The sequence below is a fragment of the Allorhizobium sp. nf9_anc genome, from assembly GCF_056323085.1.
This window is the reverse complement of record NZ_CM150481.1, coordinates 2,909,111-2,929,484: the sequence shown is the minus strand read 5'-3', so window position 1 is coordinate 2,929,484 and position 20,374 is coordinate 2,909,111. Positions and strand designations below refer to the sequence as shown.

The window sequence follows — 20,374 nt, the reverse complement described above, 5'->3', positions numbered from 1 at the left end:
AAAAATCCGGAACGTGGAATGGCGCTGCAGACGGCTAGCGCCAGTCACCGATGGCTGCTTGTACGACGGCCATCGCGGCAACCGCGGCCGTATCGGCGCGCAGGATCCGGGGGCCGAGCGGAATGGCCGTGACAAAGGGCAGGGAGCGCAGTAGAACCCGCTCGTCTTCCGAGAAACCACCCTCCGGCCCGACCAGCAGCGCCAGCGATTTCTCCTCGATGCGGGAGAGAGCGGGAAGGGGATTTTGCGTCGCGCTGTCCTCGTCGCAGTAGATGATCCGGCGATCCGCCGGCCAGCGCTCGAGCAGGTCGCGCAGTTTCACCGGCTCGACGACCCTGGGAATGGCGAGAATGCCGCATTGCTCGGCCGCCTCCACGGCGTTCGCCTGCAAACGCTCGACGCTGCCGATCCTGCCCTGCACATGCTGGGTCATGACCGGCTGCAGCAGCCCCGCACCCATTTCGACAGCCTTCTGCACCAGATAATCCATCCGGCCCACCTTCAGCGGCGCAAAGAGGAAATGCAGGTCGCAATCGTCAGGCTGCGGACGCGTTTCTTCCACCGGAGTGAGCAGGATCTTCTTGCGCGATGGAAAATGCACGCTCGCCCGCCACTCACCATGCCGCCCGTTGAAGACGAGAAGTTCGGCCCCGTCCTCGAACCGCAAGACATTGGCGAGGTAGTTGAACTGCTCCGCCGTCGCCTCGAAGGCCTGGGTTTCAGTGAGATCGGCGGTCACATAGAGCCGCTGCATCCGGTAGTTGGCACGCATGGAAGTCTCGTCTCCGGGATCAAATGACGAGGTGAGACATAACCCAATACAGGACGGCTGCAAGGCCGGCAGAGGCAGGAACGGTGATGATCCACGCCGCGACGATCGTCATGAAATGCGAACGACGCACGAGATAGCGACGGCGGATCTCTTCCGGATTGCGTTCCGGCTTCGGCTCGATCTCGAAGCGTTCCGCCTTGTTGCGCATATAGGCCATGCGCCGCTTCGAATTGCGCGTGTACCATTCACGGAAGAAGCCGACGCCGAAGACAGCACCCACAGCGATATGCGTCGAGCTCACCGGCAGGCCGAGTGCCGAAGCAACGATGACGGTGATGGCGGCCGAGAGCGACACGCAGAAGGCGCGCATCGGGTTGAGCTTGGTGATCTGCTCGCCGACGAGGCGGATGAGGCGCGGACCGAAGAGCAGCAGGCCGAGCGAAATGCCGGCAGCACCGATCACCATCACCCAGAGCGGCACGGCAACCTCGCCCGAGATCTCATGGTCCTGCGCTGCATGCACGATGGCCGAGAGCGGCCCGATCGCGTTCGCGACGTCATTTGCGCCATGGGCAAAGGAGAGGAGGGCGGCTGCAAAAATGAGCGGCAGCTGGAAGAGCTTGCGCAGCGACTGATTGCGATTGTCGAGCCCGCGCGATTGACGGCGGATCAGGGGAACGCTCAGCCACCAGGATAGGATGCCGAAGGCAAGGCCGATCAGGCAGGCCTGCATGAGGCTGATGGCGATGAGCTTGTTCAGCCCCTTGAGCGCGAGATAGGCGATGAAGGAGCCGGTCATGATGCCGATCAGCACGGGCACCCAGCGCTGAGCTGCGGCGATTTTCTCCTCGCGGTAGATGATGAATTCCTTGATGAAGGCAAGGAACAGCGCCGCGATGATGCCGCCGAGCACGGGCGAGATGATCCAGCTCGCAGCGATGCCGCCCATGACACCCCAATCCACTGCCGACATGCCGGCGGCAGCAATGCCGGCACCCAGAACACCACCGACAACGGCATGTGTCGTCGACACGGGCGCCCCGATCCAGGTCGCAAGGTTGACCCAGAGCGCCGAGGACAGGAGCGAGGCCATCATGGCCCAGATGAAGGTATCGGCATCTGCCATCTTGCCCGGATCGACAATGCCACGCGAGATCGTGGACACGACGTCGCCACCGGCGATCATCGCTCCGGCAGTTTCGAATACGACGGCGATCGCAAGAGCCACGCCCATGGTCATGGCGCGCGAACCGACGGCCGGACCGACATTGTTGGTCACGTCGTTTGCGCCGATATTCATCGCCATATAGGCGCCGATCGCCGCTGCCGCGATGATGACGGTAGCCCCCGGCCGATCCATGACGGCTGCGCCTGCAAGCACGGTTGCAAGGACCAGGAAGATCAGCGCGATGCCGAGCGGCGCAAAGCCACGCGAGACGTGATGTGCCGCTTCCTCGACATGAGCGATCTTGTCGAGATCCTTGTCGAGGGTTGGCTTGACGAGTTTCGGCTTGGTTTTGCCCATGCTGTGTGTCTCCGGCAGAGGCCCTGTCCGGATCCTCAGTCTGCAGTCTAACGGGTGATGATGAAGCCTGGTCCGTGGGCAACAGGCCACGTGTGACGAATTCATCGAATTGCAGAAGCCCCTAGCGGCAAAGGCGCCGGCTCGCAATATGACAGTTTTGTGACAGTGCTTTTTAGGCTTGTCCTACAGCCTTTTTCATCGCTGGTGCGGCAGGGAGGGCCATTTTGGCAAAGTCTGCGAACAGCGATTTCAACTCCGGCTCGTCGACACGAGAGGCGGCTTCCTCGCAGCTGACCCATTCGAGACGGCGCGTTCCCTTTTCCGGAAATTCCTTCATCAGGTTTTTTACTTCGAGTGCATGGACCTGCACCCGCGTCGGCACCTTGTGCCCGCCGCGCATCTTTTTCATGTAGGTGTAATAGCCGATCGGCTCCAGCGACGCCTTGCCCTTGATGCCGGCCTCCTCGAAAGCCTCCCGCTCGGCAATCGCATGCGGCTGCTTGCCCGGCATGTGCCAACCCTTCGGAATGACCCAACGGCCCGTATCCCGGCTCGTGATCAGCAGAACCTCCAGATCGCCCGTCTTCTTCTTGGTGCGATGGCAGATCGCAGCAAATTGCTGCCGCGGCGGACGCTGCAGCATGAGCTTGAGGTCGGATGTGATGCGGCCAATGATACCCAAGGAGTTGTCACCTCGATTCGTTGATTAGAATACGCCAAAATGCTGTCATAATATGCCTGATGTTGCCGCCTCACGGCACTTCTCACGCGATGGTTATTGCTTGCCTATCAGGTGCGCGCGCGATGCGTTCATTACAATGCGACATTCTGTGCCCAAAAGTCGCTTTTTCCGACATTCAAGCCGCATCAGACGACGCAAACACGCCAAACAGGCTCAATCCTTCGATCACGCCCCAGGCAGCATTCCCCTGTGTTGCGACCATGCCGGCCCTTGCCTGTGCGAGGCTGGCGAGTTCCGGCAGCGCATTGCCGGGCAGGATCCCGCGCACTGAGTCCAGCTCGAACATGGCCCGGTCATTGCCGGTGTCCCCTGCAACGACCACTTCGTCGAGGCCGATATCGAGCCGCTGGCACAGCCAGGCAAGCGCCTGTCCCTTGTCGGCGATATCAGGCAGCACATCCAGATCCCGCGCACTCGAATAGATGATGCGTGCGCGATGTCCAGAACGGACGAGCAATTGCTCCAGTTCCGAGATTTCCTCCGATGTCGCGTCATGCAGATACCAGCTCGACTTGTAGTCATGCTGGTATGGCGCCGGCTGCCGCTTCAGCCTTTCCATCATCACGAGCTCGGCCTCGAGGAGGTCGACGTCAAAGCCTTCCCCGATCAGGCTCTGATATTCCATCGTGAGGTGCGGATGCGCGCTTGAATGCACCATGGTGCCAACGCCGCCGATGAGAAAGTCCGCTGCCGGCAATCCCTCTTCCGCCGTAAACTCGATGATATCCTCGATCAGACGGCCGCTGTTGTAGACGAGGAGCGGGCGCGCCGCCTCGGGCAAAGCCTCCCACAATCGCGCAAACTCAAGCGACGCGTCGCGGTCACCCGCAAGCGTCCCGTCGAGATCGGAGGAGAAGAGGCGTATCGGTTTCAATCCCCGTCGTTCCATGGTTCTGCCCAGTCGCTTTCTTCGAGAGCTTGCGCCACCGGGCGGCCTTCCACAAGAGCGACAAGCTGCTGGGCAATTCCGGTCCAGGTGAACAGGCTACGCGCCTTGTGAGCACCCATGCGCGACAGCCGTCCGTAGAGCCGCGGATGCTTGAGCGGCTTCATCATGGTGATGCCAAGATCATATTTGTCAAAGGGATCCGCAAACAGCGCATGGCGACCGTAACTGACGGCCCGGAACAAGCCGCCATGGATTGTCACGATCGTCGGCGTTCCACTCGCCATCGCCTCAATGGCCGTCATGCCAAAGGGCTCGTAACGACTGGACAGTACGAAGAGGTCGGCCGCCCGATACATATCCGGCAGGTCTTCATCGGGAATGAAGCCGGTAAACTCGACCTTATCCGTCAAGCCGAGATCAGCGACCTGCTGCTTGAGCTGGGCTAGGATCGTCTCTTCCTGGGCATCCAGGTTTTCGCCACCAAGCGCCAGCCTCAGCCGCGCCTCCGGCACGCGGTCGGCCAGCACGGAAAATCCGTCGATCAGCAGATCATAGCCCTTGTTGGTCGCGAGCCGGCCGAGCGCGAGCACGGTTGTGCCCTCGAAGCCGAAGCGCTGGCGCACCATCCGGCGGGAGGATTCTGACACCGGATAAAAGCGGTTGTCGTCATAACCGGGCGGGATCATGTGCACGCGATTGCGCGGCAGCCCGTAATCCTCGGTCAGCATGTCCAGCTGGATCGGCGTCGTCGCAATCACCAGCTGGCAGCTGCGATAGACGATCAGCTCGTGCTGGATGCGTTCCTTGAAGTTGAATTCCTGCTCGAACTTGTCCGCCTGCTCCGGATAGTCCGTTTCCATCTGCCGCTTCTTCCACATGCCCAGCGAATGGGGCGTATGGATATGCGGCACGCGAAGCGCCTCCGAAAGCCGCTGGCCCGCAACGCCCGCATCCCAGTAGTGGCTGTTGATGAAGAGGTAGCTCAGGCCTTCACGCTTGATCCAGCGCAGCGCCGTCTCGTTCCACTCATTGAGATGCCGTTGCAGATATTCCTTTGGAATGAAGTCGCGCCCGCCACAGGGAATGCGCACGACGCGGACGTTTTCGTCCACCTCGTCAATCTCTGGTTGATCCTCGAAGCGGCGGGTAAAGATGTCGACCTTGTGCCCAAGCTGGGCGAGTTTCTTCGCGAGTTCAATAACGTAAACAACCTGGCCGCCGGTATCGGCGGCCCCGAGAGGCGGCTGTGCAGCCACGTAGCCATGCGTGGAAACGAGCGCAATGCGCGGCGTCTCATGCGGCGTTGGTAATGCCATAATCCCCACTCTTGAAAATTTCGTTCGAAACAAGTGGGAATGATAACGCGATAAGGATATAAATGTTTCGAATGTGAGATGAAAATTTCGCGAACAGCGGAATTTGTCGCAAACGGGCTGTGGCTAGCAAACGATGTAGTCGCGCCATCCCCTCGCGATTCCAACCGCTTGGCCGGTTGCGAGGATGGCGTGAATGCGGGCTTAAGTTTTCCCGTCAGTCCGGGAATTTGCGCCCGTCCGGGTCGCCCGCCCGCCGTCCCGCTGGATCAGCCGGAGCTTGGCCACGCGGCCCCATTCATCGGCGCGCGCGCTTTCGTCGGCGGAGCGCATGACGAAGTCGATATGCGCCTCGGCCGAAGCCTTGGCCATTTTCGGATCGCCGGAAAGGATCGCATCATGGATGGCCACATGCTGTTCCAGCAGCCGTTCGCGCGCATTGGGTAGCGAGAAGACGGCCTTGCGGTTGAAGAAGATGCCTTCCGACAAAAGCCTGTAGCAGGCGCGCATCGTGTGCAGGAGGATGATGTTGTGGGCCGCTTCGCCGACCGCATTGTGGAAGTCCACATCTGCCGCGAGTTCGGCTTCGGGGTCCAGATCCTCATGGGCGCGCCGCATGTCGTCGATGATCCGCGTCAGCAGCGCCTTGTCGGTCTCTGTTGCGCGCTGCGCCGCAAGTTCGGCCGTCAGCCCCTCCAGCTCGCGGCGATATTCGAGATAATCCCGCGTCGCCCGCGCGTGCCGGGAGATGAGATCGATGATCGGCTTGGAAAAGACCTGGCCGATGATATCGGCGACGAAGGTGCCGCCGCCATGATGGCTGACCAGCAGCCCCCGGTTCTCCAGCTCCTTCAACGCATCGCGCAGGATCGGCCGCGAGACTTCCAGAGATTGCGCAAGTTCGCGTTCGCCCGGCAGCCGGTCGCCGTCGCGCAACACCCCGTCGAGGATCAGAAGCTCGATCTGCTGCACCACCTCGTCGGCCGTGCGGCTGTGGCTTACCCCTGAAAACAGTCTGTCGTCGCTCTCGCTCATCGCGGCCTCCATGGTGCCACTTAACAAGCAGGGCCAGAATTGGTCAAATAATTTGCCCAGTTGCATCAGCTGCAATGTGCGACACCCGGTCCTGCCGCACTGTGACGAATGCGCCTTTGCGGTTCTCCCCGGTCGCTGCTAGCTTGAGGCAGGGCAAGGGAGACGGTCGGCGTGGCAAAGGGTGATTTCGCATTTCCGATGGCACCGGAGCGCGCACTGGCGCTCGGAGAAATCCACGCGCGGCCCTATGCGCTGGTAAAATCCGGCCGGGTCATCTTCCAGCTCGCCTTCATGATGGATGGCGGATCGGCCGTGCATCACGCAGCCATTTCCGAACTGTCGCGTGCACGCGGGGTTGCGCCGCCGGAAAAAAATGGACGTTATCATTCGCTCGCCTGGGGGCAGGGCACCCTGCGCTGGGAGCGCCACACCGAATTCTCCACTTGGTTCTGGGATGGGCCGCTGCCGGAAAGCTTCGGCGGCGAGGTGCCGATCCATCCCTTCGGCGACGGCTTCATCGCCCCTGGCCCGCTGATTTCGGGGATCCGCCTCGAACTGCGCCCCGATGGTCCTGAAATCGCCGATGCCCGCGCCGCCTTCGATCCGGCAAGCCTCTGCTATAGCGAACTCAAGAACGGTCAGGCCGCCGTCCTCACCGACTTCCGCCAGGATGGCCACGGCCTGACCCAGATCCTCGTCATTGATCGCGGCATGACCGAGGCCGGTCGCGGCGCCGTCGTCCAGCGCCTGCTCGACATCGAAACCTACCGTACAACGGCCATGCTCGGTCTGCCGCTTGCCCAGACACTGTCACCAGAGATCCGCCGCATCGAAGACGGCCTGACGGCTGTTACCCAACGCATGAAGGCCCATGCCCGCGACGAGTCCGACGAGATGCTCTCGGAACTCACGCGCCTGGCTGCCGAGCTTGAAGCCAATGCCGCCTTGAGCCTCTATCGGTTTGGGGCCAGCCGCGCCTATGACGGCATCGTGCGCGAGCGCATCAAGACGCTCGATGAAACACCGGTGCCTGGCTACGAGACGCTCGGCGCCTTCCTCGAGCGGCGCCTCGCGCCCGCCATGCGCACCTGCCAGTCGGTCGAGGAACGTCAGGCCAACCTCTCGCGCAAGCTTTCGCGCGCCACAGCGCTGGTTCGCTCCTGGATCGACGTCGAGCTGGAGCGGCAGAATTCCGACCTTTTGACCGCCATGAACAGCCGCGCCGAAATGCAGCTTCGTCTGCAGCAGACGGTCGAAGGCCTCTCGGTCGCCGCCATCTCCTATTATGTCGTCGGCCTCGTCGGTTATGCCGTCAAAGCCATCCCGCACGACACCCTGCCGTTCGATCCCGCGATCATCACCGGCCTCTCGGTGCCGCTCGCCGTCCTCGGCGTCTGGTGGATCGTCAGACGGATCCGCCGCAGTCATGATCGGGAAGGCTGATCAGCGCTCGGCCGCCTCCGCAATGACGTCCGTGATCCACTCATTCAGGCTCTTGTCTTCGGCGCGAGCGGCAATCACGGCTGCCTCGTGCAGCTTTGGATCGAGCCGCAGATTGAACTTGCCGGAGAATTCCCGGTAGGGCGCGACACCCTTCTCGGCGCACATGTCCAGAAACACGGCGAGCGAGATCGCACCTTCCTTGCGAAGTGCCTCGATGCTCTCGCCGTAGAAGTCGGCCCCGCCATTAAGGCCCAGGAATTCGCCGCGCAGCAGGCCGAGATCCGGGTCGAGCGACACAACGGCCTTGTGGCCATCGATTTCAATCACATTGTTCATGGCGAAATTCCATTTTCTTCCAGCCACTTCCGGATACTGGCCACCGCACCCTTGTCCGTCTCCGGCGTCGGGTGCGGTCGGTGAAAGACCCTGATCTGCCCGAACAGGAAGACCCCGATTCGAGACCCTTCGCGTTCGCTGATCTCGGCGCCAAGCGCGACGAATAGCGCCTCGATGTCCTGCCAGCGGATGGTGCCGCTGACCGGCCGGGCGAAGATCTGCTCCAGTGTGGCGCGATGCTTCTTCTTCATCAGGAAATGATACCATAAAGCAGTACCAATTCAACCGGACCTCGATGCGGCGCACCGCTGCCGCGTCTTTTGTCCTTGCCGAGCCTTGCCGTCCGTTCGATATAAGGCACGCGGAAATGGATGGCAGGCAGAATGGCGAAGCAGACCAAGGCGAAACTCGACAAGAAGGGGCTAACAGGCCTTGGGCTCGAGAAATTGGTCGATATTCTCCTGGAGGAGTCCGCCGCCAACAAGGCGCTGAAGGCAAGGCTCCAGACGGCGCTGGCCGGCGAAACCGGTCCGGACGAGATGGCGCGCCTGATCGACAAGCGCCTCGATGCGATCGACCAGTCGACGACCCGCATCAACAGGGCACGCGCCCGCGATCTCGCCGGTGAATTCGCAGCCCTTGCCCGCAACATTCTCTCCGAACTCGGGGCGGCCGATCCCCAGGCCGCAGCCGAGCGTATTGTTCGTTTCCTTGGCCTGCGCTTCCCCGTCTCCGCCCGTCTCGCGACCGACAATGCCCGTCTCTGGAAGGTCTTCGAAGATACGGAAGTGGCCACGCTTGAGCTGATCAGGACCGTTGGTGCCGAGGAGCAGGCTCTGCTGGTGCCGCATCTGGAACGCCTGCGGCTGCGGGATCGCTACGGCGAGCACACCGGTTTTCTGCGTGCACTCACGGGCGTCGTCTCGGCACCGGCAGCCTCTGCCTGGCGAAAGGTGCTGGGCGCGCTCCTGCCATCCGAACCCCTGAAGCTCGGCGCGCTCGATCTGCTGCAGTCGCTCGCTCTTCATCAGGGTGACATCGACGACTTCCTGGCGCTCGAACGCCAGAAGCCCGACAACCGCCGCGACACGCTGGCCGTCGCCGACATGCTGCATCAGGCTGGCCGCTTCGAAGATGCGCTGGAATGGGTGCGCGAGCGCCCCCGCGGTGTGCGCCTCATCCCGGTCAATGGCGTGCTCGCCTCCGTCGGTCCGGATTACGGCGCCCATGAACGCCGCCTGCTGGAAGCCGAGATCCTGGACAAGCTGAAGCGCCGCGAAGACGCGCAGGAACTGCGCTGGCGGGAATTCGGCGAAACCCTCGATCCAGCCGTCCTCAAGCTCTACCTGTCGAAGCTCGACGATTTCGCCGAATTCGACGAACTCGACCGTGCCTTGGCTCTGGCGAAGGAGCACGAGGACATCTATCTCGGCCTCGACTTCTTTCTCGCCTGGCCGCGCCTCGATCTCGCCGCCGCCCATGTGCTGCGCCATCAACACGACTGGGAAGGTCGCCACTACGACGACCTCGCCCCCGCAGCAGAAGCGCTGTCTGCCAAAGAGCCGCTGGCCGCCGTGGTGCTCTACCGTGTGCTCGTCGAAGATATCCTGCGGCGTGGCATCGGCATGGCCTATCCCCATGCTGGCCGCTATGTCGGCGAACTGGCCCGCCTCATGCCGAACCTGCCCGAAGGCCACGGCCTCTCGACACATGCCGCCTTCCTCGCGGAGCTACGGCGCAATCATTCGAAGAAGTATGGCTTCTGGAGTTCGGTGCCGGGTGGGTTGCCGAGCGCCTGACGAGGCTCAGGCCTGCTGCTCGGCGGCCGCGGCCGCATAGGCGCGCGTTACGGCCAGCAACTCTTCGAATCGAACGTTCAAGTCGACGGCCGCCACGGCCAATCCATTCAGCCCGATGGCAGAATTGGCGCGGCGATTGAGCCGTGCGAGCCAGTTCAGGCCGAGGAGCGGCTCCACATCCGGATCGACGCGGAGGAATATCACCCGCTGCCCCTGATAGGCGAAGATGGATATGTCCCAGATCGAAGTCCATGGGATTGTTCGTTCGGAAAGTCGCCGGTCTAGAAGGCCTTCTGGCGAGATGACCAGCACATCACCACGAAGAGTAAAAATCCGGTACGTCAGCACGAGGGCGCAGGGGCCGAAGAAGGCGAGCGTCAGATAGGCGACGTAGGCGCGGCCGTCTTGCAGGGGATCGAGATTAACTGCGCCGAAAAGACCGCCGGCGACGAAGACGGCTGCGGCAAGCAGCAGCAAACCCGTCTTCCCGGGTGATTGCCGATAGCTGCGTGTGACAGTGGTATCGATCCGGGCCATAGTGCTTATAGTCCTCGAAGTTCGCTGCCGCGCAATCCGTCATCGCTCCCAATAGGCCACGGGTCCATAAAGCTCCGCCAGATAGTCGATGAACAGCCGCACCTTGGCCGGCAAAAACTGTCGGCTCGGATAGACGGCCGACAGTGCCACGTTGCGCGAGCTTTCATACTGCGGCAGCACCTGCACGAGCTTGCCGCTCTTCAGCTCCGCCCCAACATCCCAGGTGGAGCGCAGCGCGATCCCGAGGCCGGCGATCACGGCTTCGCGGAGCACCTCGCTGGAATTGGTGATCAGCATGCCCTCGGGCCTTAGCGCCGCGGGTCCGTTGGGCCCTTCCAGGCGCCAGGATTCGTGATTGTGGGCCGGCAGGCAGCGATGCTTCTTCAGGTCGTCGAGGGTTTCAGGCGTTCCGTATTCGGAAAGATAACTTGGCGCCGCACACAGCACGCGGCGTACGGGGGCGAGCCTGCGTGCGACCAGCGAGGAATCGTTCAGCTCCGCGATGCGGATCGCCAGATCGAAGCCGCCGCCGACGATGTCGGTGAACTCGTCCGAAAGCACCAGATGGATCGCGAGATCCGGATGAGCCTCCATGAAGGGTTTTAAGTGTGGCGCCACATGCATGCGGCCGAAGGAGGTCGATGCCGAGATCTTCAGCGTCCCATTGACCTCCGAAGAGCGTCCTGACGCGAAGGCTTCGGCCTCTTCCAGCCCGCCCAACACGGTCAGCACCCGCTCGTGAAATCCCTGGCCGGCTTCCGTCAGCGAGATCTGCCGCGTCGTGCGCTGCAGAAGCCGGGTGCCGAGCTTGTCCTCCAGCCGCTTGATGCGCTTGGAGACAACGGCGGGCGAAAGGCCGAGGTCGCGCGCCGCCGTCGACATGCTGCCGGCCGCGATCACCCGGACGAAGACTTCAAGATCACCGAGATTGGTCATGAGTGCGTGCTACTTTTTCCGATTTGGTCATAAGTGCATAGCATTTGCCCTGCGAAAGTCCTATTGGTAAGAAAATTTGACCAGTTGAGCGCTGGCCTCGATGCGGCTAGGATCGCGGGCAATCAGGGAGGAGACCGACATGAGCGAGGCCATCGCCTTTTTGCCGCCGCGACCAGAGGTTCTCTCGCGTCGTGCGGAGATCCTCGCCGACTTGAAGGAGCTGGTGCCAGCAGGCCGCCTCGTCGAAGAGCGAAACGCGCTCGTGCCCTTCGAGACTGATGGCTTCATCGCCTATCGCCGCCGCCCGCTTGCCGTCGTCCTGCCCGAGACGACAGCCCAGGTCGCGGCCGTCATGAAATACTGTCATCGCTACGGCATCCCTGTCGTGCCGCGTGGCGCCGGCACCTCGCTGTCGGGTGGCGCGATCCCGCAGGAAGATGCCGTCGTGCTCGGCCTCTCCGCCATGACCCGCATCATCGAGGTCGACTACGCCAATCGCTGCGCCACGGTCCAGGCCGGAGTCACCAACCTCGCCATCTCGGATGCCGTCGGTGGCGACGGCTATTTCTACGCCCCCGACCCGAGCTCGCAGCTTGCCTGCACCATCGGCGGCAATATCGCCATGAACTCCGGCGGCGCCCACTGTCTGAAATACGGTGTCACCACCAACAACCTGCTCGGCGTGAAAATGGTTCTCGTCGACGGCACTGTCGTCGATCTCGGCGGCAAGCATCTGGACGCCGAGGGATACGACCTGCTCGGCCTCGTCTGTGGCTCGGAGGGCCAACTGGGGATCGTCACCGAAGCAACCGTGCGCCTTCTGGCGAAGCCCGAGGGTGCGCGCCCGGTGCTCTTCGGCTTTGATAGCGCGGAGGAAGCCGGTTCCTGCGTCGCCGATGTCATCGGCGCCGGCATCATTCCCGTCGCCATCGAGTTCATGGACAAGCCCGCGATCGAGATCTGCGAAGCCTTCGCCAAGGCCGGTTATCCGCTCGACGTGGAGGCTCTGCTGATCGTCGAAGTCGAGGGCTCCGAGGCCGAGATGGACGCGATGCTGGCCGCCATCGTCGAGATCGCCAAGCGCCATGGCGTGAAGACGGTGCGCGAAAGCCAGTCGGCCAACGAGGCCGCCCTCATCTGGAAAGGCCGCAAATCCGCCTTCGGCGCCACCGGCCGCATCGCCGATTACATCTGCATGGACGGCACAGTGCCGCTCAGCCAACTCGCTTACGTCTTGCGCAAGACCTCCGAGATCATCGACCGCTACGGCCTGCGCGTCGCCAATGTCTTCCACGCCGGCGACGGCAACATGCACCCGCTGATCCTCTACAACATCAACGACCCGGAAGATGCCGCGAAAGCGGAAGCCGCAGGTATGGAGATCCTCAAGCTCTGCGTCGATGCCGGCGGTTGCCTCACCGGCGAACACGGCGTCGGCATCGAGAAGCGAGACCTCATGCTGCACCAGTTCACCCAGGTTGATCTCGATCAGCAGATGGCCGTGCGCTCCGCCTTCGATGCGGACTGGATCCTCAATCCGTCGAAGGTGTTTCCGCTGGAGGGCAGGGGATGATGCCAAGCATGCTGACCCCCACCACCGAAACGGAAGCTGCCGACCTCATCTGCGAGCACGCCGCCCGCAAAACCCCGCTCCAAATCCGTGGCGGTGGCACCCGTGCGGGCTTCGGCAACCCGGTTGCCGCAGAGGCAGTGCTGTCCTCCGCAGCCTTGTCTGGCATTGTCGAATACAATCCCGCCGAAATGGTCATCACCGCCCGCGCCGGAACGCCCGTGGCCGAGATCGAGGCAGCCCTTGCCGAAAACGGGCAAGCCATGGCCTTCGAACCGATGGACCATCGCGGCGCCATGGGCACGTCGGGCACACCCACCATCGGCGGCCTCTTTGCCGTCAACAGTTCTGGCCCGCGCCGTTTCACGGCAGGTGCTGCCCGTGACCATCTGCTCGGCGTCCGCTTCGTCAACGGCGCAGGCGAGGTGGTGAAGGCCGGCGGCAAGGTGATGAAGAACGTCACGGGCCTCGACCTCGTCAAGCTGCTCGCCGGCTCGCATGGCACGCTCGGCTTCCTCACCGAAGTTACTTTCAAGGTCCTGCCCGTGCCGAAGACGGCTGCGACCATCGTGATCTCAGGCCTCGAAGATGAGCAAGCGATGAAGGCGCTCGCCGCAGCCCTGTCCCTCTCCGTAGAGGTCTCAGGTGCTGCCCATCTGCCGGAAAGCGTGCGTGGTCGCTTCATCGGCGGCAAGCTTCCCGAGGGCGCTGCCACCGTCATGCGCCTGGAGGGCCTCGAAGCCTCTGTCGCGGTGCGTGCCGAAAAGCTCATGGCGGCCGTTGCTGGCTTCGGCCCGGTCAGCCGTCTCGACGCCGACGACACCAAAGCGCTCTGGGCCGAAATCCGCGATGTCATGCCCTACGCCGATGGCACGGCCCGGCCGCTCTGGCGCCTGTCCATGGCGCCATCGCAAGCCTGGAAGCTGGTTGCGGGTCTTCGGCTCCGGGCCGGAATCGACGCCTATTACGATTGGCAGGGCGGCCTTGTCTGGATGCGCATGGAGGCCGATCCCGAGGCCGATGTCTTGCGCCATGGCATTCGCACCCTGGGCGGCGGCCATGCCACGCTGCTCCGAGCCGCACCGCAGATCCGCTCCGAAATCCCGGCCTTCGAGCCGCAAGCACCCGCCGTCGCTTTGCTTTCCGCCCGAGTCAGGGCAAAACTCGACCCACACGGGATCTTCAATCCCGGTCTTATGACGTGAAGGAGTTTTGTCATGACTGATCCGCAATACCAGCCGCCCACGACCTCTGGCGGCGAGGGCTGGTTTTCCCCTGGCCGCATGAATGTCCAGGTCGTCTATGTCCTTTATCTCGTCAGCTTCGTCGTCGGCCTCACCGGCATCGTCGGGCTGATCATGGCCTATGTGAACCGCGGCAAGGGGCCGGCCTGGATCGATACGCATTACACCTACGCCATCCGCACCTTCTGGATCGGTCTGCTCTATGCGCTGATCGCCTCCTTCCTGATGCTCGTGGCCGTCGGCGTCATCCTGATCTTCGGCGTTGCCATCTGGATCGTGGTCCGCTGCGTCATCGGCCTGCAGAAGGCGTCTGCCGGCGAACCCATTGCCCGTCCCACCAGCTGGTGGATCTGAATAGAAGTCGTGGGAGCGGCCATGCAGGCCGCTCCGGGGGAGGAAAAGCGTGCAGACCAATTTCACCGCCGAGCAGCTCGCTGATCCCCATGTCGCGGAAGCCGAAAGCATCCTGCGCAAATGCGTGCATTGCGGCTTCTGCACCGCCACCTGTCCCACCTATGTGACGCTCGGCAACGAGCTCGACAGCCCGCGCGGCCGGATCTACCTGATCAAGGACATGCTGGAAAACGGCCGCGCCGCCGACGAGCAGATCGTCACGCATATCGACCGCTGTCTCTCGTGCCTTGCCTGCACGACGACCTGTCCCTCGGGCGTCGACTACATGCATCTGGTCGACCATGCCCGCACCCATATCGAAAAGACCTATCGCCGCCCGCTGATGAACCGGCTGACCCGCAACATGCTGGCCATGGTCTTGCCCTATCCAGGCCGCTTCCGCCTGGCGCTCAAACTCGCCGCCCTCGGCCGCCCCTTCGCCGGCCTCTTCGATCAGGTGAAGTCGCTCAAGCCGATGGCCGCCATGCTGAGGCTCGCGCCCACCCAGGTCGCGCCAGCCTCGGACTTCGCCAAGCCCGCCACCCATGCCGCAACCGCTGCGCGTCGGGGCCGCGTCGCGATCCTCACCGGCTGCGCCCAGCCCGTCCTCGATCCCGGCATCAACGAAGCGGCCATCTCGCTTCTGACCCGTCTCGGTGTCGAGGTCGTGGTGCCCCAAGGCGAGGGCTGCTGTGGCGCGCTCGTCCACCATATGGGCCGTGAGGAACAGGCGCTCGAAAGCGCCCGCCGCAATGTCGACGTCTGGACCCGTGCCATCGAAGCGGGAGGCCTCGATGCGATCATCGTCACGACCTCGGGCTGCGGCACGACCATCAAGGATTACGGCCACATGCTGCGCCTCGACCCCGCTTACGCCGAAAAGGCGGCGCGGGTGTCGGCGCTCGCGAAGGACGTCACCGAATATCTCTCCACCCTCGATCTGCCGATCGCAGAAACCAAGGGCATGACGGTCGCCTATCACTCCGCCTGCTCCCTGCAGCACGGCCAGAAGGTGACGATGGCGCCGAAACTGCTGTTGAAGGCAGCCGGCTTTGCCGTCAAGGACCCGCCGGAAGGTCATCTCTGCTGTGGCTCCGCTGGCACTTACAACATCATGCAGCCCGAGATTTCCGCCAGGCTCAAGGCCCGCAAGGTGAAGAACATCGAGTCGACGAAACCTGATGTCATCGCCGCCGGCAATATCGGCTGCATGACACAGATCGGCTCAGCCACAGGCATTCCGGTCGTTCATACGGTGGAACTGTTGAACTGGGCCTATGGCGGCCCGCGCCCCGCAGCGCTTGATCGCCGCGTGTCGGCCTGAGCGAATTGTTAAGCGATTTCTGCAATAACTGTCCTGGGATGGGGCATCCCGGGAGGCCTTCATGGCAAACAAGAGTCTAGTCGTCGCTTTCGCATTCCTCTGTCCGTTCGTGACGCCGGCGGAGGCGATCGAGCGCATATACTGTGCCGCATCCGACACGGTGATCGACATGTCTCTGGAGAGCGGCTTCAGCAACAAGGACCAGGAAAAGCTGGTGCATTTCCGCGGCATGGCCGGCGTCAAGGACAAGGCAGCACCCTCAGGCTTCCGGCGCTTCCAGATCACTTCGGAAATGCTGAGACAATACTGGATCGACGATCGAGACCTGCGCTTCAGCATCCATGCCTTTGCCCCGCAAAGGGAACCCCTTTACCGGGTGACCATGTCGATGATCACCGACCGCAGCTCCGACACCGAGATGCGCTTCAAGGGCCGCTACGCGATGAAGGTCGAGAAGCTGAAAATGGGCGGCACCGCTGGCGCCGAGACGATCATCACCCATGAGGGCTCGATCTTCTGCGATGTGAAGCGTTGAGCTTCAAAACCTGTAGCTGACCCCGACATTCACCGCATTCGTCAGGATGTTGGTCTTCAGCGACGCGCCGGAATCGATGTCGACATCGACCCAGGAATAGTTGCCCTTGTACTCGACGAAAGCCGACCAGTTCTCGTTGAAATCATAGGCCACACCGGCCTGCGCCTGCACGGTCGCACCACCAAGCTGATATTCGAAGGTCCGGCCAGAGCCACGCGTCACCTCGACATGCGGCACGTTGATGCCGGCACCCGCGCCGACATAAGGCACGAACTTCGTCCCCTCGATCGGCATGCGATAGAGCGCGTTCAGCGTCAGCAGATTGATGCCATCTGAGAATTCGAAATGCGACCAGCCGGAGGAGGCTAGCGTCTCGCTATTGGCATAGACCTTGGCATGGGTGAAATCGACAGAGAGACCGAGATTGGGCTTGCCCAGATTGGTCATCCACCAGGTTCCGCGAACACCGTAATAGGGCGGTGTCTGAAATGACTTGCCTTCCCAGCCGGCGCGGAAGTCCGGTCCGTCCGAGACCTCGATATCGCTGTGCGGCGCCGTCTGAAAGCCGCCATAGACGGAGACACCCATTTCAGCGGTCGCCGGCGCGGCGGCAATCAGTGTGAAGACCCCACCGGTGAGGGCGAGTGCAAGCGAACGATAGGTCATGAACTGAAGTCCCCGAAAACGATGCATGTCGACATCGGGGCCCCGAACCCCGTTGCCAGCGGAGACTGCACCGCGGAGGCAACAGCTTCATGACACGAAAAAGGCCGCGCTTAATCGGCGCGGCCTTTTCATGCATCGGAAAGGAGGCTGGTCTCAGCCGCCGAAGATCGTGCGCAGGATATCCACGCCCTTGTCGTCGAAGGACACGTCGCCCTGGCGGTTGCCCGGACCGATGACGATGACCTTGGAGCCGATATCGGCGCGATCATAGAGATGCTCGACATCCTTGTTCATCATGCGGATGCAGCCGGACGACATGTTGAGGCCGATCGTCCAGGGCTGGTTGGTGCCATGGATGCGGAAAATCGTGTCGCGGCCGCCCTTGTAGAGATACATGGCGCGCGCGCCGAGCGGATTGTCCGGACCGCCTTCCTGCACGACGGGCAGGATATGACCCTTGGCGGCTTCGCGGCGGCGCATCTCTGCCGGCGGGCGCCATTCGGGCCATTCCGCCTTGCGGCCGATCTTCACCACGCCCGACCAGCCGAAGCCTTCACGACCGACGCCCACGCCGTAGCGGGTCGCGCGGTTGTTGCCTTCGACATAGTAGAGAAACTTGTTGTTCGTATCGATGATGATCGTGCCCGGCTTTTCGTCGGTGGTCAGGCGCACGACTTTGCGCTTGAACTTCTCCGGTACTTCCTTGCGCTGCTGCGCAACAAGCTTGACGTCACTGGTGGTCTGGATGCGGTCGAGGCTGATGGCAGACGCCGGCAGCGGCATGGCAAAGGTCACCGCCAGAATGGCAGCGGTGACGCTCTTCGAAATCGTCTTGAGCATATTCTGTCCCCTGAATTTGCAGGGTTTGGAGCCTAGCTTCTTCCTTTTGCAAAGCAAGGGCTAATCCACGATATGTGATCTGGGCAGTGCCTCAGATCACAATGACCTTGGTGCCGACCTTCACCCGCTCGTAGAGATCGGTGACGTCCTCGTTGCGCATGCGGATGCAGCCGGAGGAAACGCCGTTGCCGATCGACCATGGGGCGTTGGTCCCATGGATCCGGTAAAGGGTCGAGCCGAGATAGAGCGCGCGGGCACCGAGCGGATTTTCCGGGCCGCCGGGCATATGCGCGGGCAGGAAGTGGCCCTTGGCCGCCTCGCGGGCGATCATTTCCTGCGGCGGACGCCAGTCCGGCCATTCGCGCTTCGAGGTGACCTTGTGCGTGCCGGCCCATTCGAAGCCCGGCTTGCCGACGCCGACGCCATAACGCTTGGCCATGCCGTCTGCCATGACGAGATAGAGGAAGCGCTCGCGTGTATCGATGACGATCGTGCCCGGCTTCTGCTCGGTCTGGTATTGAACCATCTGCGGCAGGAACTGCGGATCGATCTGGGTGCGCACCGGCTTGTCCGGCCGCATCGCGACCTGTTGTGCTGCCGGCTGCTGCTGCTGCTGCGGGAAGAGCACGCGACGCTGCTGCACGACCCGGCGCTGCTGCTGCACCGGCTGCTGGCGAAGCACCTGCTGCGGCCGCACGACCACCCGCTGGCGGCCAGCCGGAACGACCTGGCGCTGGCGCTGTGGCATCGCAGAACTGCGCGTCTGCGCGGGAACGCCACCCAGCTGCAGCACCCAGGACGCCTGCAGATCAGGGCTCACCATCACGGGCGGACGGCTCTGATAGCGATCATTGGCATGGGCGGGCAGGGCAAGCGGCAGGCAGGCCAGAACGGCCAACAGCAGAGATTTCTTCGACATCGGACAACTCATGAACTTGGGACCGGATGCGGCGGCAGGATATGCCACCAATTCCACCGGATCGTGCCAGAGCGAGGCCCGCCAATTGGTAAAGAGGCGTTCATGAAAATGCGATCGAGGCTGTAAACCTTTCGGAAGGGTTAGCGCCCGGTTTGGAAAAATCGTGAACAAATGGTAAACGCGTTCCCGCATAGGGGGAGAATCGCATGGACATGATCGCGGAAGGCCTGATCCGGGGAGAGGACGGTCTCGACCGTTGCTTCTGGCATGGCAGCCTTGAAGACTATCGCCACTACCACGACGAGGAATGGGGCCGCCCGGTCACGGACGATGTCAGGCTTTTCGAAAAGATCTGCCTCGAAGGCTTCCAGTCCGGCCTCTCCTGGCTGACGATCCTGAGGAAGCGCGAAAACTTCCGCGCAGCCTTCGCCGGCTTCGACTTCCATCAGGTCGCGCGCTTCGGTGACGACGACATCGCCCGATGCCTCGCAGACGCCGGCATCATCCGCCACCGCGGCAAGATCGTCTCGACCATCAACAACGCCCGCCGCGCGATCGACCTCACGGCGGAATTCGGCTCGCTCTCTCGCTACTTCTGGAGTTACGAACCCGACGCCTTGGAGCGCCCACCGCGCATGGACTATGCGACACTCAGGGCCAATCCGACCTCTCCGACCTCGATCCGCCTGTCAAAGGACCTGAAGAAGCGCGGCTGGACCTTTGTCGGCCCGACCACCGTCTATGCCTTCATGCAGGCCATGGGACTGGTCAACGACCACATCGAAGGCTGCTGCCGTCGCGCGCCAACGGAGGAATTGCGCACCCGGCTCGTGCGGCCCTGATCAGGCGAGGCTCATCACGAGCTCAGGCACATGCCCGAGATCCGGGATCTCGCGGAAGCGCGGCGCCTCCTCGGGTTTGTCGACATGCTCCAGCACCCAGGTCAGCTCATGCGGCACGAACACGCCCCAGGCGCCGGCCGCGATCGCCGGCACGATGTCGGACTTCAGCGAATTGCCGATCATCATCGCCCGCTCCGGTCCTTCGCCATGTTTGCCGAAGATCCGCCGATAGGTGGTGGCCGTCTTGTCGGATACGATCTCGACCGCATCGAAATAGTCGCCGAGCCCGGATTGCGCGAGTTTGCGTTCCTGGTCGAAGAGATCGCCCTTCGTGATCAGCACCAGGAAATATTTGCCCGAAAGCGCCTCCAGGGCATCGCGGGCATGCGGCAGGCATTCGACCGGGTGGCTCAAGAGATCACGCCCGATTGCCAGGATCTCGCTGATCACGGAGGAGGGCGCCCGGCCCTCGGTGATCTCCAGCGCCGTCTCGATCATCGAGAGCGTGAAACCTTTGATGCCGAAGCCGTAATGGGCGAGGTTGCGCTTCTCGGCCTCCAGCAAGCGTTCAGACACATGATCGCCCTCGGCAAACTCGCAGAGCAGGCCGCGAAAATGGCTTTCGGTCAGCTTGTAATACTGCTCGTTCTGCCAGAGCGTGTCGTCGGCATCAAAGCCGATCACGGAGACAGGGCGGTTGGACATGACGCCTCC

Annotated in this window: 22 protein-coding genes; 8 read left to right on the top strand and 14 right to left on the bottom strand. The window is 62.6% G+C overall.

Annotation, left to right across the window (positions count from 1 at the left end; genetic code table 11):
• Nucleotides 1-34 precede the first annotated feature (34 nt).
• From AC02Y0_RS14405 to AC02Y0_RS14380, 6 genes are all read right to left on the bottom strand, one after another.
• Nucleotides 35-772, bottom strand: coding sequence for a 16S rRNA (uracil(1498)-N(3))-methyltransferase (locus AC02Y0_RS14405; protein ID WP_476379564.1), 738 nt, complete (start codon nt 770-772; stop codon nt 35-37).
• Between the two features lie 19 nt (nt 773-791).
• A complete protein-coding gene (locus tag AC02Y0_RS14400) occupies nt 792-2,297 on the bottom strand; it encodes an inorganic phosphate transporter (RefSeq protein ID WP_476379563.1) in 1,506 nt (501 codons plus the stop codon).
• Nucleotides 2,298-2,469: 172 nt separating this feature from the next.
• Complete coding sequence (locus AC02Y0_RS14395) at nt 2,470-2,979, bottom strand: NUDIX hydrolase (RefSeq protein WP_172450095.1); 510 nt, start codon at nt 2,977-2,979, stop codon at nt 2,470-2,472.
• Nucleotides 2,980-3,154: 175 nt separating this feature from the next.
• Complete coding sequence (locus AC02Y0_RS14390; RefSeq protein ID WP_476379561.1) at nt 3,155-3,913, bottom strand: HAD-IIB family hydrolase; 759 nt, start codon at nt 3,911-3,913, stop codon at nt 3,155-3,157.
• Nucleotides 3,910-5,244, bottom strand: coding sequence for a glycosyltransferase family 4 protein (locus tag AC02Y0_RS14385; protein ID WP_476379559.1), 1,335 nt, complete (start codon nt 5,242-5,244; stop codon nt 3,910-3,912). The genes AC02Y0_RS14390 and AC02Y0_RS14385 overlap by 4 nt, the downstream gene beginning before the upstream one ends.
• Before the next feature lie 201 nt (nt 5,245-5,445).
• Nucleotides 5,446-6,276 carry a FadR/GntR family transcriptional regulator gene (locus tag AC02Y0_RS14380; protein ID WP_476379558.1) on the bottom strand — a complete coding sequence of 277 codons (831 nt, stop codon included), beginning with the start codon at nt 6,274-6,276 and terminating at the stop codon, nt 5,446-5,448.
• Between the two features lie 171 nt (nt 6,277-6,447).
• Here AC02Y0_RS14380 and AC02Y0_RS14375 point away from each other — a divergent pair, with 171 nt between their 5' ends.
• Nucleotides 6,448-7,719, top strand: a complete 1,272-nt coding sequence (locus AC02Y0_RS14375) for a DUF3422 family protein (RefSeq protein ID WP_476379557.1) — start codon at nt 6,448-6,450, stop codon at nt 7,717-7,719.
• On the opposite strand, the gene AC02Y0_RS14370 is transcribed toward AC02Y0_RS14375, so the two are convergent.
• Nucleotides 7,720-8,055 carry a type II toxin-antitoxin system HicB family antitoxin gene (locus AC02Y0_RS14370; protein ID WP_476379556.1) on the bottom strand — a complete coding sequence of 112 codons (336 nt, stop codon included), beginning with the start codon at nt 8,053-8,055 and terminating at the stop codon, nt 7,720-7,722. It lies immediately after the preceding gene.
• Nucleotides 8,052-8,306 (bottom strand): type II toxin-antitoxin system HicA family toxin, encoded by a 255-nt coding sequence (locus AC02Y0_RS14365; protein ID WP_476379555.1) that lies wholly within the window; start codon nt 8,304-8,306, stop codon nt 8,052-8,054. The genes AC02Y0_RS14370 and AC02Y0_RS14365 overlap by 4 nt, the downstream gene beginning before the upstream one ends.
• A 132-nt stretch (nt 8,307-8,438) precedes the next feature.
• Between AC02Y0_RS14365 and AC02Y0_RS14360 the strand changes: the two genes are divergently transcribed.
• Nucleotides 8,439-9,854: a DUF6880 family protein gene (locus AC02Y0_RS14360; RefSeq protein ID WP_476379554.1), complete on the top strand. Its 1,416-nt coding sequence runs from the start codon at nt 8,439-8,441 to the stop codon at nt 9,852-9,854.
• Nucleotides 9,855-9,860: 6 nt separating this feature from the next.
• Here AC02Y0_RS14360 and AC02Y0_RS14355 read toward each other — a convergent pair whose 3' ends face one another.
• Together AC02Y0_RS14355 and AC02Y0_RS14350 are read right to left on the bottom strand one after the other, a co-directional pair.
• On the bottom strand, nt 9,861-10,391 hold the full coding sequence (locus AC02Y0_RS14355; protein WP_476379553.1) for an STM3941 family protein: 531 nt from the start codon (nt 10,389-10,391) through the stop codon (nt 9,861-9,863).
• Between the two features lie 39 nt (nt 10,392-10,430).
• Entirely contained in the window at nt 10,431-11,327 is an 897-nt protein-coding gene (locus AC02Y0_RS14350) for a LysR family transcriptional regulator (protein WP_476379552.1), read from the bottom strand.
• Between the two features lie 139 nt (nt 11,328-11,466).
• On the opposite strand from AC02Y0_RS14350, the gene AC02Y0_RS14345 reads away from it, so the two are divergent.
• From AC02Y0_RS14345 to AC02Y0_RS14325, 5 genes are all read left to right on the top strand, one after another.
• A complete protein-coding gene (locus tag AC02Y0_RS14345) occupies nt 11,467-12,900 on the top strand; it encodes an FAD-linked oxidase C-terminal domain-containing protein (RefSeq protein ID WP_476379551.1) in 1,434 nt (477 codons plus the stop codon).
• A gap of 8 nt (nt 12,901-12,908) precedes the next feature.
• On the top strand, nt 12,909-14,102 hold the full coding sequence (gene glcE / locus AC02Y0_RS14340) for a glycolate oxidase subunit GlcE (RefSeq protein WP_476379550.1): 1,194 nt from the start codon (nt 12,909-12,911) through the stop codon (nt 14,100-14,102).
• A gap of 12 nt (nt 14,103-14,114) precedes the next feature.
• A complete protein-coding gene (locus tag AC02Y0_RS14335; protein WP_476379549.1) occupies nt 14,115-14,495 on the top strand; it encodes a DUF4870 family protein in 381 nt (126 codons plus the stop codon).
• Nucleotides 14,496-14,544: 49 nt separating this feature from the next.
• A complete protein-coding gene (gene glcF, locus AC02Y0_RS14330; protein WP_476379548.1) occupies nt 14,545-15,858 on the top strand; it encodes a glycolate oxidase subunit GlcF in 1,314 nt (437 codons plus the stop codon).
• A gap of 61 nt (nt 15,859-15,919) precedes the next feature.
• The gene (locus tag AC02Y0_RS14325) at nt 15,920-16,393 is read left to right on the top strand and encodes a hypothetical protein (RefSeq protein ID WP_102019358.1); all 474 of its coding nucleotides are present in this window, start codon (nt 15,920-15,922) and stop codon (nt 16,391-16,393) included.
• Nucleotides 16,394-16,396: 3 nt separating this feature from the next.
• Here AC02Y0_RS14325 and AC02Y0_RS14320 read toward each other — a convergent pair whose 3' ends face one another.
• The 3 genes from AC02Y0_RS14320 to AC02Y0_RS14310 form a co-directional block, all read right to left on the bottom strand.
• On the bottom strand, nt 16,397-17,059 hold the full coding sequence (locus AC02Y0_RS14320) for an outer membrane protein (protein ID WP_476379547.1): 663 nt from the start codon (nt 17,057-17,059) through the stop codon (nt 16,397-16,399).
• A 153-nt stretch (nt 17,060-17,212) separates the two neighbouring features.
• On the bottom strand, nt 17,213-17,842 hold the full coding sequence (locus tag AC02Y0_RS14315) for a L,D-transpeptidase (protein ID WP_476384042.1): 630 nt from the start codon (nt 17,840-17,842) through the stop codon (nt 17,213-17,215).
• Between the two features lie 148 nt (nt 17,843-17,990).
• Entirely contained in the window at nt 17,991-18,818 is an 828-nt protein-coding gene (locus AC02Y0_RS14310; RefSeq protein ID WP_476379546.1) for a L,D-transpeptidase, read from the bottom strand.
• A 212-nt stretch (nt 18,819-19,030) separates the two neighbouring features.
• Here AC02Y0_RS14310 and AC02Y0_RS14305 point away from each other — a divergent pair, with 212 nt between their 5' ends.
• Entirely contained in the window at nt 19,031-19,660 is a 630-nt protein-coding gene (locus AC02Y0_RS14305; protein ID WP_476384041.1) for a DNA-3-methyladenine glycosylase I, read from the top strand.
• On the opposite strand, the gene AC02Y0_RS14300 is transcribed toward AC02Y0_RS14305, so the two are convergent.
• On the bottom strand, nt 19,661-20,365 hold the full coding sequence (locus AC02Y0_RS14300) for an HAD family hydrolase (protein WP_476379545.1): 705 nt from the start codon (nt 20,363-20,365) through the stop codon (nt 19,661-19,663).
• Between the last annotated feature and the right edge of the window lie 9 nt (nt 20,366-20,374).

Bases quoted from the DNA above. Each gene is read 5' to 3' on its own strand.
- AC02Y0_RS14405 (WP_476379564.1), bottom strand. From the start codon at position 772: ATGCGTGCCAACTACCGGATGCAGCGGCTCTATGTGACCGCCGATCTC.
- AC02Y0_RS14400 (WP_476379563.1), bottom strand. From the start codon at position 2,297: ATGGGCAAAACCAAGCCGAAACTCGTCAAGCCAACCCTCGACAAGGAT.
- AC02Y0_RS14385 (WP_476379559.1), bottom strand. From the start codon at position 5,244: ATGGCATTACCAACGCCGCATGAGACGCCGCGCATTGCGCTCGTTTCC.
- AC02Y0_RS14380 (WP_476379558.1), bottom strand. From the start codon at position 6,276: ATGAGCGAGAGCGACGACAGACTGTTTTCAGGGGTAAGCCACAGCCGC.
- AC02Y0_RS14370 (WP_476379556.1), bottom strand. From the start codon at position 8,055: ATGAACAATGTGATTGAAATCGATGGCCACAAGGCCGTTGTGTCGCTC.
- AC02Y0_RS14365 (WP_476379555.1), bottom strand. From the start codon at position 8,306: ATGAAGAAGAAGCATCGCGCCACACTGGAGCAGATCTTCGCCCGGCCG.
- AC02Y0_RS14360 (WP_476379554.1), top strand. From the start codon at position 8,439: ATGGCGAAGCAGACCAAGGCGAAACTCGACAAGAAGGGGCTAACAGGC.
- AC02Y0_RS14355 (WP_476379553.1), bottom strand. From the start codon at position 10,391: ATGGCCCGGATCGATACCACTGTCACACGCAGCTATCGGCAATCACCC.
- AC02Y0_RS14350 (WP_476379552.1), bottom strand. From the start codon at position 11,327: ATGACCAATCTCGGTGATCTTGAAGTCTTCGTCCGGGTGATCGCGGCC.
- AC02Y0_RS14345 (WP_476379551.1), top strand. From the start codon at position 11,467: ATGAGCGAGGCCATCGCCTTTTTGCCGCCGCGACCAGAGGTTCTCTCG.
- glcE (WP_476379550.1), top strand. From the start codon at position 12,909: ATGCTGACCCCCACCACCGAAACGGAAGCTGCCGACCTCATCTGCGAG.
- AC02Y0_RS14335 (WP_476379549.1), top strand. From the start codon at position 14,115: ATGACTGATCCGCAATACCAGCCGCCCACGACCTCTGGCGGCGAGGGC.
- AC02Y0_RS14325 (WP_102019358.1), top strand. From the start codon at position 15,920: ATGGCAAACAAGAGTCTAGTCGTCGCTTTCGCATTCCTCTGTCCGTTC.
- AC02Y0_RS14320 (WP_476379547.1), bottom strand. From the start codon at position 17,059: ATGACCTATCGTTCGCTTGCACTCGCCCTCACCGGTGGGGTCTTCACA.
- AC02Y0_RS14315 (WP_476384042.1), bottom strand. From the start codon at position 17,842: ATGCCGCTGCCGGCGTCTGCCATCAGCCTCGACCGCATCCAGACCACC.
- AC02Y0_RS14310 (WP_476379546.1), bottom strand. From the start codon at position 18,818: ATGTCGAAGAAATCTCTGCTGTTGGCCGTTCTGGCCTGCCTGCCGCTT.
- AC02Y0_RS14305 (WP_476384041.1), top strand. From the start codon at position 19,031: ATGATCGCGGAAGGCCTGATCCGGGGAGAGGACGGTCTCGACCGTTGC.
- AC02Y0_RS14300 (WP_476379545.1), bottom strand. From the start codon at position 20,365: ATGTCCAACCGCCCTGTCTCCGTGATCGGCTTTGATGCCGACGACACG.